At 57.1% G+C, this 12,847-nt stretch carries 13 protein-coding genes and 1 tRNA gene; 3 read left to right on the top strand and 11 right to left on the bottom strand.

Translation table 11 applies throughout. From position 1 onward, the window contains the following. Positions 1-19: 19 nt before the first annotated feature. Positions 20-1,321, bottom strand: coding sequence for a M20/M25/M40 family metallo-hydrolase (locus O3S85_RS11830; protein ID WP_269540585.1), 1,302 nt, complete (start codon positions 1,319-1,321; stop codon positions 20-22). 41 nt (positions 1,322-1,362) lie between these two features. Between O3S85_RS11830 and O3S85_RS11825 the strand changes: the two genes are divergently transcribed. Then, on the top strand, positions 1,363-2,343 hold the full coding sequence (locus tag O3S85_RS11825) for a transglutaminase-like domain-containing protein (protein WP_269540584.1): 981 nt from the start codon (positions 1,363-1,365) through the stop codon (positions 2,341-2,343). Positions 2,344-2,349: 6 nt separating this feature from the next. Here the strand turns inward: O3S85_RS11825 and O3S85_RS11820 are convergent, their stop codons facing one another. From O3S85_RS11820 to nadD, 4 genes are all read right to left on the bottom strand, one after another. Beyond that, complete coding sequence (locus O3S85_RS11820; protein ID WP_269540583.1) at positions 2,350-2,484, bottom strand: hypothetical protein; 135 nt, start codon at positions 2,482-2,484, stop codon at positions 2,350-2,352. Positions 2,485-3,149: 665 nt separating this feature from the next. Next, a tRNA-Ala gene (locus O3S85_RS11815) sits at positions 3,150-3,225 on the bottom strand. 74 nt (positions 3,226-3,299) lie between these two features. Beyond that, complete coding sequence (rsfS, locus tag O3S85_RS11810) at positions 3,300-3,710, bottom strand: ribosome silencing factor (protein WP_269540582.1); 411 nt, start codon at positions 3,708-3,710, stop codon at positions 3,300-3,302. 11 nt (positions 3,711-3,721) lie between these two features. After that, positions 3,722-4,345, bottom strand: a complete 624-nt coding sequence (gene nadD / locus O3S85_RS11805; protein WP_269540581.1) for a nicotinate-nucleotide adenylyltransferase — start codon at positions 4,343-4,345, stop codon at positions 3,722-3,724. Between the two features lie 231 nt (positions 4,346-4,576). On the opposite strand from nadD, the gene O3S85_RS11800 reads away from it, so the two are divergent. Then, positions 4,577-5,206 carry a hypothetical protein gene (locus O3S85_RS11800; protein ID WP_269540580.1) on the top strand — a complete coding sequence of 210 codons (630 nt, stop codon included), beginning with the start codon at positions 4,577-4,579 and terminating at the stop codon, positions 5,204-5,206. Positions 5,207-5,622: 416 nt separating this feature from the next. Here O3S85_RS11800 and O3S85_RS11795 read toward each other — a convergent pair whose 3' ends face one another. Genes O3S85_RS11795 through O3S85_RS11775 form a run of 5 tightly spaced genes read right to left on the bottom strand, consistent with a single transcriptional unit; the run spans position 5,623 to position 11,080 of the window. Next, complete coding sequence (locus tag O3S85_RS11795; RefSeq protein WP_269540579.1) at positions 5,623-6,570, bottom strand: metal ABC transporter permease; 948 nt, start codon at positions 6,568-6,570, stop codon at positions 5,623-5,625. Continuing rightward, complete coding sequence (locus O3S85_RS11790) at positions 6,567-7,973, bottom strand: metal ABC transporter permease (RefSeq protein WP_269540578.1); 1,407 nt, start codon at positions 7,971-7,973, stop codon at positions 6,567-6,569. The genes O3S85_RS11795 and O3S85_RS11790 overlap by 4 nt, the downstream gene beginning before the upstream one ends. A gap of 13 nt (positions 7,974-7,986) precedes the next feature. Next, on the bottom strand, positions 7,987-8,814 hold the full coding sequence (locus O3S85_RS11785; protein WP_269540577.1) for a metal ABC transporter ATP-binding protein: 828 nt from the start codon (positions 8,812-8,814) through the stop codon (positions 7,987-7,989). Between the two features lie 34 nt (positions 8,815-8,848). After that, positions 8,849-9,817, bottom strand: coding sequence for a metal ABC transporter solute-binding protein, Zn/Mn family (locus tag O3S85_RS11780; RefSeq protein ID WP_269540575.1), 969 nt, complete (start codon positions 9,815-9,817; stop codon positions 8,849-8,851). 9 nt (positions 9,818-9,826) lie between these two features. Beyond that, on the bottom strand, positions 9,827-11,080 hold the full coding sequence (locus O3S85_RS11775) for a carbohydrate porin (RefSeq protein WP_269540574.1): 1,254 nt from the start codon (positions 11,078-11,080) through the stop codon (positions 9,827-9,829). 153 nt (positions 11,081-11,233) lie between these two features. Here O3S85_RS11775 and O3S85_RS11770 point away from each other — a divergent pair, with 153 nt between their 5' ends. Continuing rightward, entirely contained in the window at positions 11,234-11,647 is a 414-nt protein-coding gene (locus O3S85_RS11770; RefSeq protein WP_269540573.1) for a metal-dependent transcriptional regulator, read from the top strand. A gap of 5 nt (positions 11,648-11,652) precedes the next feature. Here the strand turns inward: O3S85_RS11770 and O3S85_RS11765 are convergent, their stop codons facing one another. Continuing rightward, positions 11,653-12,825 carry a hybrid sensor histidine kinase/response regulator gene (locus O3S85_RS11765; protein ID WP_269540572.1) on the bottom strand — a complete coding sequence of 391 codons (1,173 nt, stop codon included), beginning with the start codon at positions 12,823-12,825 and terminating at the stop codon, positions 11,653-11,655. Positions 12,826-12,847 lie beyond the last annotated feature (22 nt).

Raw genomic sequence — 12,847 nt, 5'->3', positions numbered from 1 at the left:
TCTGGAAAAGAACCTCACCTTAGACTTGAGTCTTGGTCATTTCAGAACGAAATCCTACTGCTACTAGGTTTGATAGCGCCAGTGCATTGAGTGCAGTCTTGGAGACGAATGATTTAGCATCTACCCACTCTTGGTCTTTCTCGCCATCAGACGAGCGAACGGAGCAATGACAATTTTCGCCACATGGTCCGAGGCCATCAAGCGTCGGAAAATGTTGCCAGAGAACATTGCCGTCGCTTAATCCGCCCCGTGTCATGGACGCAACTGGCACTCCAAGCTCAGCCCCTGCTGTCTGCCAAACCTTAAGCAATTCCTGCGACTTCGGATTGGGCGGCCAAGGCGGATCTACGCTCAGTAAGTGTGTGGAAATACGGCTTCCATCACGAGTACTTTCCAAAGCAAGAATCTTGGCTAATGCCTCATCAAAGATGTCATTTTCAAAGGCGCGTATTTCCAACTGTGCGCTCGCATGGTGTGGCACTCGATTGGTGACTGTGCCGCCTTCGATCACGCCAACATTCACCGTTAAGTTGGCGGCATAATTAGTCAGTTGGGACACTTCCTGAACGATCTCGGCAAGGGCAACAATAGCGTTTGCTCCCTGTTGATGCGCGGAGCCGGCGTGTGCACTACGGCCTTCAACATCGATACGAATGACCGCGCGTCCTTTTCGCGCGTCCACTAGTAGTGGCTGCGCGGGTGAGCCGCCGTCAGCCTCAAAAATCAAGCAGGCGCGCGTATTCGCTGGCAGGAGTCTTTGACACGTTTCGCCGAAATCATCGGAGTCCACTTCTTCACAGGCATTGGCGAGAACCATCCAGTTAACGCTTTCGAACAATGATGCTGCCTCCTCGCGCAGGACTTTCAGTAGCAGATAAATAGCCGCCGTACCTCCCTTGATATCATTCGCTCCGGGTCCGTAAATCCGGTCTCCTTCCACGCGCCAGGAAAAGTTATTTTCCCGCTCTTCAGATTCTGAAAACACGGTATCCAAATGGGTAAGCAACGCGATGGTGGGTGCCTGTGGAGCCACTGGACGCCGTAGCACCAGATGACTCCCATGCTCAGGATTCTTTGTTGGGATAAATTCTGGAATGAAGCCGAACGTTGTAAAGTGTTCAGCCATGCATTCGCCGACTGCTTGCACGCCAGAAATATTCGTTGTGAGACTGTTGATGTCCATCATTCGTCGAAGAAATTCCAGTGTCTCGGCTAAATGCCGCTCGCTTGCTGTCCTGAATGCTGTCACGCTCATTCCATATCTTTTATCCGAACGCAACAGGCAGTCGACGCTAATCCGGGTCGCAGGGAAATCACCCATGTCGTTTCAAGAGGATGACATATTCACAATCCTCTTAGCACATGGAAATATTACCAAGCATTCATCGGCCCGATCTCGATTTATCGGTTCGTATCGGTTGCGAAATCGTCTACGAAGCCAGCGTTCCGACTCCGGCGCTGATCACGATAAAACCACGCCAAGCTGCGCACCAGGCGATTCGCCAGGAAAGCACGACTTTCGAACCAATCCTGCAAGCCACTGAATTTGAAGACGACCATGAGAACATTGTCTATCGCATCATCTTACAACCGGGCACCAATACGCTCCGTTATGATGCAATCGCCACCGTTCCTGGTTTTCGTGAAGATTTTGCCTGGGTCGATGATCCCTATCCCCCGCATCTTCTTCCAGCTTCAGTCTTACGCTACACGATGCCGAGCCGCTATTGTGATTCGGACAAGCTAATGAATTTTGCATGGCAGCAGTTTGGACATGTGCCGCACGGGCTCGCCCGCATCAATGCAATCTGTTATTGGATCAACCAGAATATCGAATATCGAACCGGCTCTGGCAGTCCGAATATATCGGCATACGACGTCATCCAGCGTGGCTTCGGCGTGTGCCGCGACTTGGCGCATTGCGCAGTGGCGCTCTGCCGCACTTTTAATTTGCCCGCCCGATATGTTAGCGGCTTTGTGCCGGATATTGGCTGCATCGACCCAGGCACGCCAATGGACTTCCATGCCTATCTGGAAGTGTATATGGGAGGACGCTGGCAGACCTTTGATGCCCGTTTCCTTGGGCCGCGTACGGGCCGTGTGCGAATTTGTGCGGGATACGATGCGGTCAACTGCGCGTTCTCTACGTTGTATGGTGCCGTCAACCTGACGCAGTTTAATGTCTGGTCATACCAGATTGATCCAAGCCAAGTTAAAGTAGGTGACCCGATCGATCTAACCAAGCGGTTATGCGGGACCGATGAGATTCGTCGGCCCGCAAAAACGATGACGTACAATCAGGATATCAATTATGGTTTCGGATACCGGCAGGATGGCGTCTAGTTTCCATTATTTCTTTTTTGGGGTAATCGCAGGGGCTTTTTTGCTATCGATGATACGCTGTTTTTCTTTGGCAATAGCCGCATCTTTGCCCTGCTTTTGGTTTTGATTCTTCTGTTTTGATTTTGGTGATTTATCGCCCATGTCTACAGTGATTTTTGGATTTATGGTTCCAAGGTTAATCCTCGAACCGAAAATGGATTGGCTACTTTTTTCCGTTAAGGTGATTTATTCGAGTCGGTTGCATTCGCCATCACTGGCCAAGGGGTTGGGATGCGTCACACCTAGGATTAGATACACAGATCCGAAATTGCTCCTTGCCGGATTCCCAATCCGTGCTGAACGCAAAGAACATCTGTGTTTCTGATATTCAGTAAGTCTGCGGTTCGACGATAGGCGCGAAGGTCTTTTTCTTGAATCTGAAAACGAACCTCATCCGTGTAGTCATCGCTAGGAGTTTTCTCCGTAACTGCGCCGACGCAGCAATCGGCTTTGGGCAAGGCGTTTGCGATTGACCGATAATGGCTGCGGCTAAAGGTCTCAATGCCACACATCCACGGCAGATAGTTTCCCTGGGAAGCGATCCTTTGTCGACCAATGCGGGCGCTCAAACACGCCCTTTAATAAATAATGTCATGGTTTAGTGAAAGGCCAATGATTGGCTTTCACAACCAAAATCGCGACATGAGGTTAAATCGCTCACCTGAATCAGATGTTGCGTAGCGTTAGAGCTCTTACCTCAGCGCCAGGCATTGAATTTTTGGATAAAAACAACACATTAAATTTTATCCGTAATCAGTGGCTTAAAATGGTGGAGCCGATCGGGATCGAACCGACGACCTCTTGCATGCCATGCAAGCGCTCTTCCAACTGAGCTACGGCCCCTTAAGCAAAGCGCATAAAAATGACGGAGGCGGAGCAATCGTCAAGGGCAAAAAATGGCTTTGCGCTTAGAAAATTTATTGAGAGTCGGCCGCTGGTTGCTCGGGCTGATTGAGCTCGGCGGGGTCGATCTTGACGGAGTCCTTCCAGAGCTGTTCCAGGCGGTAGTTATCGCGCATTTCGGGCGTGAAAATGTGGACCATGAAGTCGAAGGCGTCGACGACCTGCCAGCCGCTGTCATCGCCGGTTTCGGCACCAACCACGTGGCTTTTGGCGTCCTTCAGGGTGCGCTCGACTGCGCCGCGCAAGGCCTTCAGGTGTGGCTGGGAATTGCCGGAAGCCAGCACCAGGTAGTCGGTGACCGTCGAGATGCCGCGCACGTCGAGGATTTTCAGGTCGATGGCTTTTTTGTCGTCCAGGGCCTCACAGCAAAGCGCCATCAGGGCGCGTGGTTCAGGCTTCTGCTTCGTCGTATCGGTGGTCGGCATAAATTTTCGTTTTATCGGCAATAAAGTTGTTTGGTAGTCATATAATCTGCCACCGCGGGCGGCAAGAAAAAGTCAACCGAGGCTCCGGAGGCGGCGCGTTCGCGTATTTCGGTCGAGCTCAGCTCCAGTTGACGGGCGCTGATCCATTGGATGGCGTCGGTGGGGATGCTGGCGGGGATTTCGGCGTTAAAACCGGGGCGCCGCAAGCAAAGAAATGTCGCCAGCGAAAGCAGCTCGTCGATGTCGCGCCATTGATCGAGCTGCGCAACCTGATCGGCACCGATGATCCAAAATAGCTGGTCGTCAGGCCAACGTGCTTTTAGCCGGCGCACGGTGTCGATGGTGTAGCTGACACCGCCGCGCTCGATCTCGTCGCCCAGGACGGCAAACGCTGGTTGCGCGGCGATGGCGAGCTCGATCATTTTCAGGCGGTCTGCTGCATTGGCTCCGGGGGCACCGTTGGACTTGAGCGGTGCCTGCGCGGCGGGCACAAATGCGATGCGGTCCAGTTGGGCGAGGTCCAGCGCATCCTGGGCATGCAGCAGGTGCCCATGATGGATGGGATCAAAACTGCCGCCAAAGAGACCGATACGCATGCCGCCTACTGAGGCACCATCAGGCCAGGAATGCAACACCGTCTTGTGGGTTCTCCAGGGATGCGGTTAATGGGGTGTTGGTGACGCCGAAGTGGGCAAGTTGCGACGCGGGGCAGGTGTTTCACGGGCGACGGTCATTTGAGAAGTCGGTGAATCATATCCATTTGGCGGTGGTTGGCGTAGGTTCTAATGCTTTGCGACGAGAGAGTATATTAATTCATTGACTGGAAGTCTTTGGGCCTGCTTTTTGCTCCTTAGGATCAAAACACGATGAAGAAGCTATTACTACTCACTCTGGGCATCACTTCCTTTTCAACATGCGCATTCGGGGCGCTTACCTTGGACTTTTCCCAAGTTGGGCCGGATGTTCACATCACCGCTACTGGCACGCTTGACGTGACCGGATTGACGCTCGTCGATGACAACTATGGCGGCTCGCCTACTGGTGCATTTACAAATTCCATTGCAGAGGCTCAAGCAGCTGGTATGGCCCGTCCAGGAGATGATTACTATACTTTGCCAATAGCACTGCCGATCTTTTCATTTGTTGATAATTATAGTTATGTTGGAACTGCTGGTATCAGTGATTCTTTCTTTTATTTTTATGAGCAGGCGCTATCTCAGACTACTATCTTTGTACCAGATGGCTTTACTTCCGGGCCGATCAATAGTCTTGTGGTGCTTCCCAACGTCGATCTCACCACGATGAATGTTTTGCCATTCAGTGGGCTTTCATGGGGGGCTGGCCCGGGGCAAAGCTTGAGTGTTACGTCGTCCTCCGCCATTCCGGAAACCTCGACTTACTTGGCAATGTTTGGTTTCGCAGCGTTAGGTGTGTTCATCTGGCGACGGCGCAAAATCAACTGCCAGCGTTCCAAGGCTACGGCGATTTGCCGTTGATTCGAAGTAGGGCGGCAGCGGCACTTCAATTCACTTGAAGGTCGGTTGGCCTCAGGTAGCCTATGGGAAATGCTCATGCCTCAACCGCTGTTGCATGCGTTTAGGCACGGGCATTCACGCACAATCCCTCTGGGGAAACAGAGCGTAAGCCCGGAGGTTTCGTGATGTTAACCCCCGGTATTGTCTGCCGAAGCGTCGGCGACGCTTCATGGGAGTGTCGGCGACACTTCGAGTGACAGTCGGCGACGCTTGGGGCCGCAGTCGGCGATACTTGATGCGCCGGAAGTTGGTATGTTTAAGGTGAAACCCAAGGCATCAGGGCCTTGCTAACGAAGTTAGTTCTTCGGTGAGAATCCTGCCAGATTCCGGGCTACGGGGCAAGGCTTTGGCGTGAAAATTAACCGCGTTTTTCGCAATTAATCACTCGGCAGCGAACCCGAGAACGGTGAGGCGACTTCCTTGCGCTGGAGCAGGCGGGTGATCCAGCCGTAGCGTGGCGCGAAGAGCCAGGCAGCGATGAAGAACAGCCCGGTGGTGACCGCCATCATGCCCGAGGTGGTCGTGGCGCTGTAGCCCATCAACGGCGGCAGGACGATGGCCAGCAGGTGACCAATCCCAGCAGACAAGGCCCCAATGATTGCGCTGAGCAGCAGCATGAGGCCGAGCCGGTCGGTGAGCAGGTGTGCGGTGGCGGCGGGGGTGATCAACATCGCGATCACGATGATGCTGCCCACGACTTCAAACGCCGCGACGGTGGTAATGGCCACCTGGGTCATCAGCAGGTAGTGCATCAGCTGCGCGTTGATGCCCTGTGTGGTAGCCAGCTCCGGGTCGAAAGAGCTGATCTTCAGCTCCTTGAAAAAGGCAATGGTGATCAGCAGGTTCAGCAAGGTCACGGCTCCCAGCACGACAGCGGCGCGGGGTACTTCGATCAGGGTCTCGCCGAGGGTGAACTCCCACGCGACGTCGAGTGTGGTCCACTCGATGTTGCCATAGAGTACGCAGCTCGGATCGAGGTCCACGTGGTCGGCGGCTTGCACGATGAGGAGTAAGCCCATGGCAAAAAGCGTCGTGAACACGATGCCCATGGAGGCACCCCGGTCGACTTTGCCGAGGGTACTGATCCACTGCGTGAAGACCGCAGTTAATACCCCGACCACCGCTGCACCGATAAACATTGTAAAGCTCGCCCGGGCACCGGTGACGAGGAACGCGACCGCGAGGCCGGGCAGGACGGCGTGGCTGATCGCGTCGCCCATCATGCTCATGCCGCGCAGCAGCAGGAAGCAGCCTGGCAATGCGCAGGCAATCGCCGCCAGTGCGCCGATAATGACCATCCAGGTGTCATCGATAATCCAGGTCATGCGGGGCCTCCGGTTTCGGGCTGGGCAATGTGGTGGGGGCTCTCGGGGATGCCGAGCAGGTCGAGTCTTTCCTCGAGTTCGCGAACCATGTCTGGGCTCAGCACATGCTCGACGGAATCGGCGTCGCGGTCCACGTGGCTCGCGGCGATGTCAGCATGGGTGATCAGGAAAATTTCCCACAGCCGGTGGTTGCGGGTGATGCGCGCGGCCTCGCCAAAGCCGGCCTCGGACAGGCGGATCGTTTGGCCGCCTAGTTGGTCGATGTGGTCTTCGCGGTCGGCTTGGCGCAGGAGCCTGCGCACGTCTTTGGGCGACCAGGTGCGGTGCTGGATGAGCGTTTCTATCGGGATGGCGACGTTGCTCGGCTCTTTACTTTCCTGGAGGCAGAGTGATTCCTGGATTTCATACACGGCGCGGAGCAGATGCTGTCTGCCAATCTTTCGCTTGAGCCGATACATGGAAAGCCAGCGCCGGGTGACGCCGCGTGCGCTGCCAAAGAACATGCTCACGACAAAGATCGCCGCCGCGACCAGCACGATCACCGCGCCGGCCGGCAGGCGCGGCAGCAGGGCACTCAGCGTGGCACCACACCAGCCGCTAACGCCGCCAATGACGGCGGACAGAATCAGCATCGTGCGCAGATCATTCGTCCAAAAGCGCGCCGCCGCCGCGGGTGTGATTAAAAAGGCAATGATCAGGATCAGCCCGACGGCCTGCAGCCCGACGACGGTGACCAGTGTGACCAGCGCAAGCAGAATCACGTCGAGCCCGTGGATGGGCCAGCCTTGGCTACGGCCAAAGCCTTCATCGAAGCAGAGCAGGGTGAGCTCTTTTAAAAGCAGCAGCGAGCACAGCAGCGCGACGGCCGCCACGCCGCCGAGCAGCCACGCGTCCTGCGCGCCCATGGAGGCGGTCTTGCCGTAGATGAACGATTCCAAGCCGGCGGCGCTGTAGCCCGGGACTTCCTGCGCCATTTGCAGGAAGACGGCACCCAGGCCAAAGAACACGCTCAGCACGATGCCCATTGCGGCGTCGTCCTTGATGCGGGAGGTGTTGCGGATCATCAGCACGAGCACGACGCCGAGCACCCCGGTAACAGTCGCCCCGAGGAGGAGTGCGGGCAGACTCTTGCCCGGCAGGCCCATGGCGGTGAGCACGATGAAGGCGATGCCAATGCCGGGCAGGCAGGCGTGGGAGAGCGCATCGCCCATGAGCGAGCGTTTGCGCAACAGCAGGAAGCACCCGACCAGCCCCGAGGCGAGGCCAAGGATCATGGTGCTGACCACGACGATGCGCGTGTTGTGGTCCTGCACGGTGAGCACGCGCCAGAGCACCTCCCACGTCGGCCAATCGAAGCCAGTGTCGTGGAGGCCGGAAAGTTCGGCTAGCGGAAAGGGGATCATTGAGCGGGCGAGGTCATCCGCGCTTAATCTGGCTCAGGGCATGGCCAGCCTCGGCGAGCAGGGTCAGCTTGCCGCCGTAGGTGCGGTGGAGGTTCTCCGCAGTGAAGACTTCTTCCGTCGGTCCTGCGGCGACCACGCGCATGTTGAGCAGGATGACGTAGTCGAAGTATTGTGTGACAGTTGCCAGGTCGTGGTGCACGACGAGCGTCGTCTTGCCCTGTGTTTTCAGATCCTTGAGCAAGGTGACGATGGCGCGCTCGGTGGCGGCGTCGACGGCTGCAAAGGGCTCGTCCATGAAATACAAGGTCGCGTCCTGCGCCAGTGCACGGGCGAGGAAAACGCGCTGCTGCTGGCCGCCGGAAAGCTGGTTGATCTGACGGTCGGCCAAGTGTGCTACGCCGACGCGCTCCAGGGCGGCGCGGGCGATGTCCTTGTGCTGCTTGCGGACGGTTTTAAACCAACCGATGTCGCGGTAAAGGCCCATAGTGACGACGTCCAGCGCGCTGACGGGGAAGTCCCAGTCGACGCTTTCGCGTTGCGGCACGTAGCCCACCACGCTGCGCTGGCGCTTGTAGGGTTGGCCGTAAATTTGAACCACGCCCGATGCCTTGGGTGTCAGGTCGAGGCATGCCTTGATGAGGGTGCTCTTGCCGGCACCATTGGGGCCGACGATGCCGACGAGCTTGCCTTCGGGGATGTCGAGGTCGATGTCCCACAGGACCGGCTTGCGGTGGTAGGCCACGGTGAGGTCGTGGATGGAGAGCGGCGCCCGCGGCGAATGGTCGTCCTCGCGGAGCGGGAGCGTCGTCTTCGGCTTTTTATGAAAAATCAAGTCGGGCATGGTCATTTATAATTTATAGCATTTTCCGCTCCATTCAATGGGCGTCGCTGAGTTTGCCGTTCATGCCCTTGGCGGGGGCTTCGCCGCCGAGGGCGTTGGCGATGGTGGTCGCGTTGTGGTCGATCATGCCGATGTAGGTGCCCTCATAAGTGCCGGCCGGGCCCATGGCGTCGGAGAAAAGTTCGCCGCCGATCTTGAGCGTGTGGCCTTTGGCTTTGGCACCTTCGATGAGGGCGCGGACGTTCTTATCGCTTACTGACGACTCGATGAACACGGCGGGAATCTGGTTCTCCACGAGAAAGGTGACCAGCAGCTCGATGTCGCGCACGCCCGCTTCGGACTCGGTGCTGAGCCCCTGAACGCCGCGCACTTCGATACCGTAGGCGCGGCCCAGGTAATTGAACGCATCGTGCGCGGTGACGAGGTAACGCTGGTTCTCGGGGATGCTGGCAATGACTTCGCGGGCGTAGTTGTCGAGCGTCTCCAGTTCGGCGGCGTAGGTGCGCGCGTTGGACTGGTAGTAGCTGGCGTTCTTTGGGTCGAACTCCGACAAGGACTTGGCGACAACGAAGGTTGCGGAAATCCAGCCCCGCACGTCCATCCACACATGCGGATCGTAGTGCTCGGATTCGTCGCTGAGGACATAGTCGCTGTCATCATCGATCCCCTCGGTGACGGCGTAAACCGGCTGGCCGCGGCGGGCGAGCTTGGTCAGAACGTCGGCCATTTTGCCTTCGAGCATCAGGCCGTTGTAAAAGATGATGTCGGCGCGCTTGAGGGCGATCAAGTCGGCGCGGGTGGGCTTGTAGAGGTGCGGGTCGATGCCTTCGCCGATCAGGCCTTCGACACGGGCTTTGTCGCCCGCAACGTTGCGCACGATGTCGGTGATCATACCGACGGTGGTGACGATTTCATACGGGTAACTTTTGGGCTCGGCTTGAGCGGTAAGGGCGGCGCAACAGGCCGCGAACAGTAGGCTAATTTTCAGGATGTATTTTCTCATGGCGTAGATTTAAAAAACGATGGCGCAGCGGGCCCCCAGGACGAGGGCGTTGTCGTGGCTGTAGTGCGGATTGATGATGTATTGCAGATCGGGCTGGAGGGAGCACCACTGCGCGAGGGCCACGCTGTAGGTGGCCTCGATAATGGTCTCACTGCTCGTGACTGCGGTGCCGCCCGCGCGAGTGGCGTTCAGATAATCATCACCAAACCACGTTTGCGAACAGCCGATGCCGAGTGCATCGTTCTCGAAGCAGATACTTTGCATTGCAAAGCCTCCGTCGACATAGGCCGTCACGGTGGCAACGTCGTCATCGGGTGAGGCACCGCCGCGCAGGAAAACCGACAGGCCGGGATGCCCGCCTTGCGGCTTGAGGAATTGGTGGTCGATCACGCCATAAACGGCCCCCAGGCCACGCTCGGTCGCGCCGGTGTTGAAGTCGGTAAACTCGCTGGTGGCGTAGTAGCCGCCGAGCTTGAAGACGCCGCTGCCCAGCAGCTCGTAGTCGATCGCGGTTTCGGCAAACCAGGCCCAGCCTACGCTGCCGCCGGTGCGCCACTTGAAGCCGTGGTTGTTGGATTGGTTGGGGCCGGCGTCGCCTGCGTAGATCGCCGTTTGAAAGCGGATATTTTCCACTGCCTCGACTGACACAAAGGCACCCGGCGCAGCCAGTGGGTAGATCGGGGCGGCGATGTTGCCGGACTCCAGGCTCAGCGGGCCAAAGGCGGAGTTGACGAACAACAGCGAGCTGTCGGCGACCATAAAGTCGTCGTCCGCCGCGATCTGGCCCAGCTTGATGAATAGCTTGTCGTCGAGCAGGCTTTGGCCGACGTAAATGTTGAACAGGTTGAAGTCGGTGTTGGTGTAGAGGTTGCTAATCGCATTGAAATCGCCCACGTAGTCACTGCTCAGGTCGTTGCCGTGAAAGTAGAAGGCGCTGACGAAAAAGCTGCCGCCAGTCCAGCCAACGAGCTTTTCCATGTCGGCTTCGAGACCCAAGTCGACCAGTGCTTCCCAAGCCGATCCGGTGTCCGCTCCGCCGTCGACATTGGCGAGGAACTGCGGGGTTAGCTCAAGGTAGGGCTCCAAGCCAAGCTCTTTCAATGAATCGCGCTGGCCGCCCCAATCGCCGGTCAGCGCCCCACTGCCGAGCCAGTCGTTGTCCAGCACCGTGCTGGACAGGCGCTGCTCATCGCTGTCGGCATTCTGGGCGAGGAGGCCGTGGGCGATTAGGCTGATGATGGCTGTCGGTATGGTGCGTTTCATAAGATCGCTGGCGGATGTAGCACAGGCTACATTGGTCGATAAATGAAGAATCGCATGCAGCCCGAATTGGATGTAGCACGGGCTACATGATGGTTGTAGCCTGTGCTACATATTGGGGTTGTCAATCGATTTTTTATGCATTTAGTTTGGTTAATGACCGCAGAAAAGTCCGTCGCCTCACCCGCCCGCCGACACCAGCGTGTGCGTCGCCAGCATTCCAATGAGCTGGCGCAAGACTACGTGGAGGCAATTCACGAGTTGGCAGAAGCTGGGCAAACGCCGCGGGTAACGGACCTGCAGGAGATTTTTGGCGTGACGCACGTATCGGTCGTGCGTGCCTTGCAGCGCTTCGAAAAACGCGGGCTGCTCAATCGGTCCGACGAGGGTCTACAGCTCACCGAGGAGGGCGTGAAAATGGCAACCGAGGCGGCCAAGCGGCACAATCTGGTGGTCGATTTTTTGCTGAAGCTCGGTGTGTCGGAGCAACAGGCACACGCGGATGCCGAGGGGCTGGAGCACCACATCAGCGACGAGACACTGGCTGCAATGCAGCGCTTTTTAGGGTGACTCGGCTAAGCTTCCTTGCCGAGCATTGCCTGGCGGAGACTACGCTGTAGCTGCTCAATCCGAAAAGGCTTGGGAATGATGTCGGTAATGGAAAGCTGATCAAAGAGCGGGTTTTCGCGGGTGTCGTCAAACGCGGTGATCAGGATGAAGGGGATGTCCTCGCGGTGTTTGCGCACGGCGGCCGCCAGCTCCAGGCCAGTCATTTCGGGCATGCGGGAATCGCTCAAGATGATGTCGAAATACTCGGGTTTCCGTTCGAAGATCTCGAAGGCTTCTCGTCCATCGCTGGCTACGGTGACGCGATATCCGAGCGAGTGCAGGACATCCACGCCGAGGCTGCGAATCGTCGGCTCATCATCGACCAGCAGGATTTTGTAGGCATTGGATGTGCGTTGGCTGGGAGTGTATTCTTTAGTCGGTGCGGCGGTGAACTTCTCGACCGCATCCGCCGGTGCCAGTGGGAGGCGGATGTCGAACTTTGCGCCCTGCTTGATGGTGCTCTCGACCTTGATGACTCCCTTGTGTGCGTCGATCACGCTCTTGACGACGGCGAGGCCGAGCCCGCTGCCCATGCCAAAGTGTTTGGTCGTGTAAAAGGGATCAAAGATGCGCCCGAGCATATCCTGGTCAATGCCGTGGCCGTTGTCGGCAACTTGTATGCAAGCTTTGCCGTTTTGCGCGATAAGTTTGATCGTGAGCTCGCCAGACTCCTCCTGGCCAAGCGCCTGCAGGGCATTGGTGCAGAGATTCATGACTGCCTGGGCCAGCTGGCTGGAAGCGCCAACAACGTAAACCGGTTCGTTGGTGATTTCCGTTTGCAGAGTGATGCCTGGGGCGAGGGTGGAGCCGATTAACAGCACGATTTCGTCGACCACGACCTTGAGGTCGAAGCAACTGGTCGGCATCTGATGCGTCCGGCTAAAGGCCTGAATCTGCCCGGTTAGCTCCGTGATCAGCCGCGAGGCCAAGCGTATATTGCTTAGCGATTTCGTCAGTTCCTTTGGGTTGTCCTTGGCTCGTTCGGCCAATTGGGCATTTCCCTGAATGCTGGTTACGAGGTTATTGATGTCGTGGGCAATCCCACGCGCGAGTTTCCCTAAAATAATCGTCTGTTCCATGGTATGATCAGACTTCTGATCGGTGGAAACTGGCTCAATGTCCTCATTCGCTTCAGGCATGCATTCCAACATTGATTAATGC

The sequence above is a fragment of the Cerasicoccus sp. TK19100 genome (assembly GCF_027257155.1).
In the GTDB taxonomy this organism is placed as follows: Bacteria; Verrucomicrobiota; Verrucomicrobiia; order Opitutales; family Cerasicoccaceae; genus Cerasicoccus; species Cerasicoccus fimbriatus.
The sequence above is the reverse complement of the archived record's forward strand: the minus strand, read 5'-3'. Positions and strand labels throughout refer to the sequence as shown.

Bases quoted from the DNA above. Each gene is read 5' to 3' on its own strand.
- O3S85_RS11830 (WP_269540585.1), bottom strand. From the start codon at position 1,321: ATGGGTGATTTCCCTGCGACCCGGATTAGCGTCGACTGCCTGTTGCGT.
- O3S85_RS11825 (WP_269540584.1), top strand. From the start codon at position 1,363: ATGGAAATATTACCAAGCATTCATCGGCCCGATCTCGATTTATCGGTT.
- O3S85_RS11820 (WP_269540583.1), bottom strand. From the start codon at position 2,484: ATGGGCGATAAATCACCAAAATCAAAACAGAAGAATCAAAACCAAAAG.
- rsfS (WP_269540582.1), bottom strand. From the start codon at position 3,710: ATGCCGACCACCGATACGACGAAGCAGAAGCCTGAACCACGCGCCCTG.
- O3S85_RS11800 (WP_269540580.1), top strand. From the start codon at position 4,577: ATGAAGAAGCTATTACTACTCACTCTGGGCATCACTTCCTTTTCAACA.
- O3S85_RS11795 (WP_269540579.1), bottom strand. From the start codon at position 6,570: ATGACCTGGATTATCGATGACACCTGGATGGTCATTATCGGCGCACTG.
- O3S85_RS11790 (WP_269540578.1), bottom strand. From the start codon at position 7,973: ATGATCCCCTTTCCGCTAGCCGAACTTTCCGGCCTCCACGACACTGGC.
- O3S85_RS11785 (WP_269540577.1), bottom strand. From the start codon at position 8,814: ATGCCCGACTTGATTTTTCATAAAAAGCCGAAGACGACGCTCCCGCTC.
- O3S85_RS11780 (WP_269540575.1), bottom strand. From the start codon at position 9,817: ATGAGAAAATACATCCTGAAAATTAGCCTACTGTTCGCGGCCTGTTGC.
- O3S85_RS11775 (WP_269540574.1), bottom strand. From the start codon at position 11,080: ATGAAACGCACCATACCGACAGCCATCATCAGCCTAATCGCCCACGGC.
- O3S85_RS11770 (WP_269540573.1), top strand. From the start codon at position 11,234: ATGACCGCAGAAAAGTCCGTCGCCTCACCCGCCCGCCGACACCAGCGT.
- O3S85_RS11765 (WP_269540572.1), bottom strand. From the start codon at position 12,825: ATGCCTGAAGCGAATGAGGACATTGAGCCAGTTTCCACCGATCAGAAG.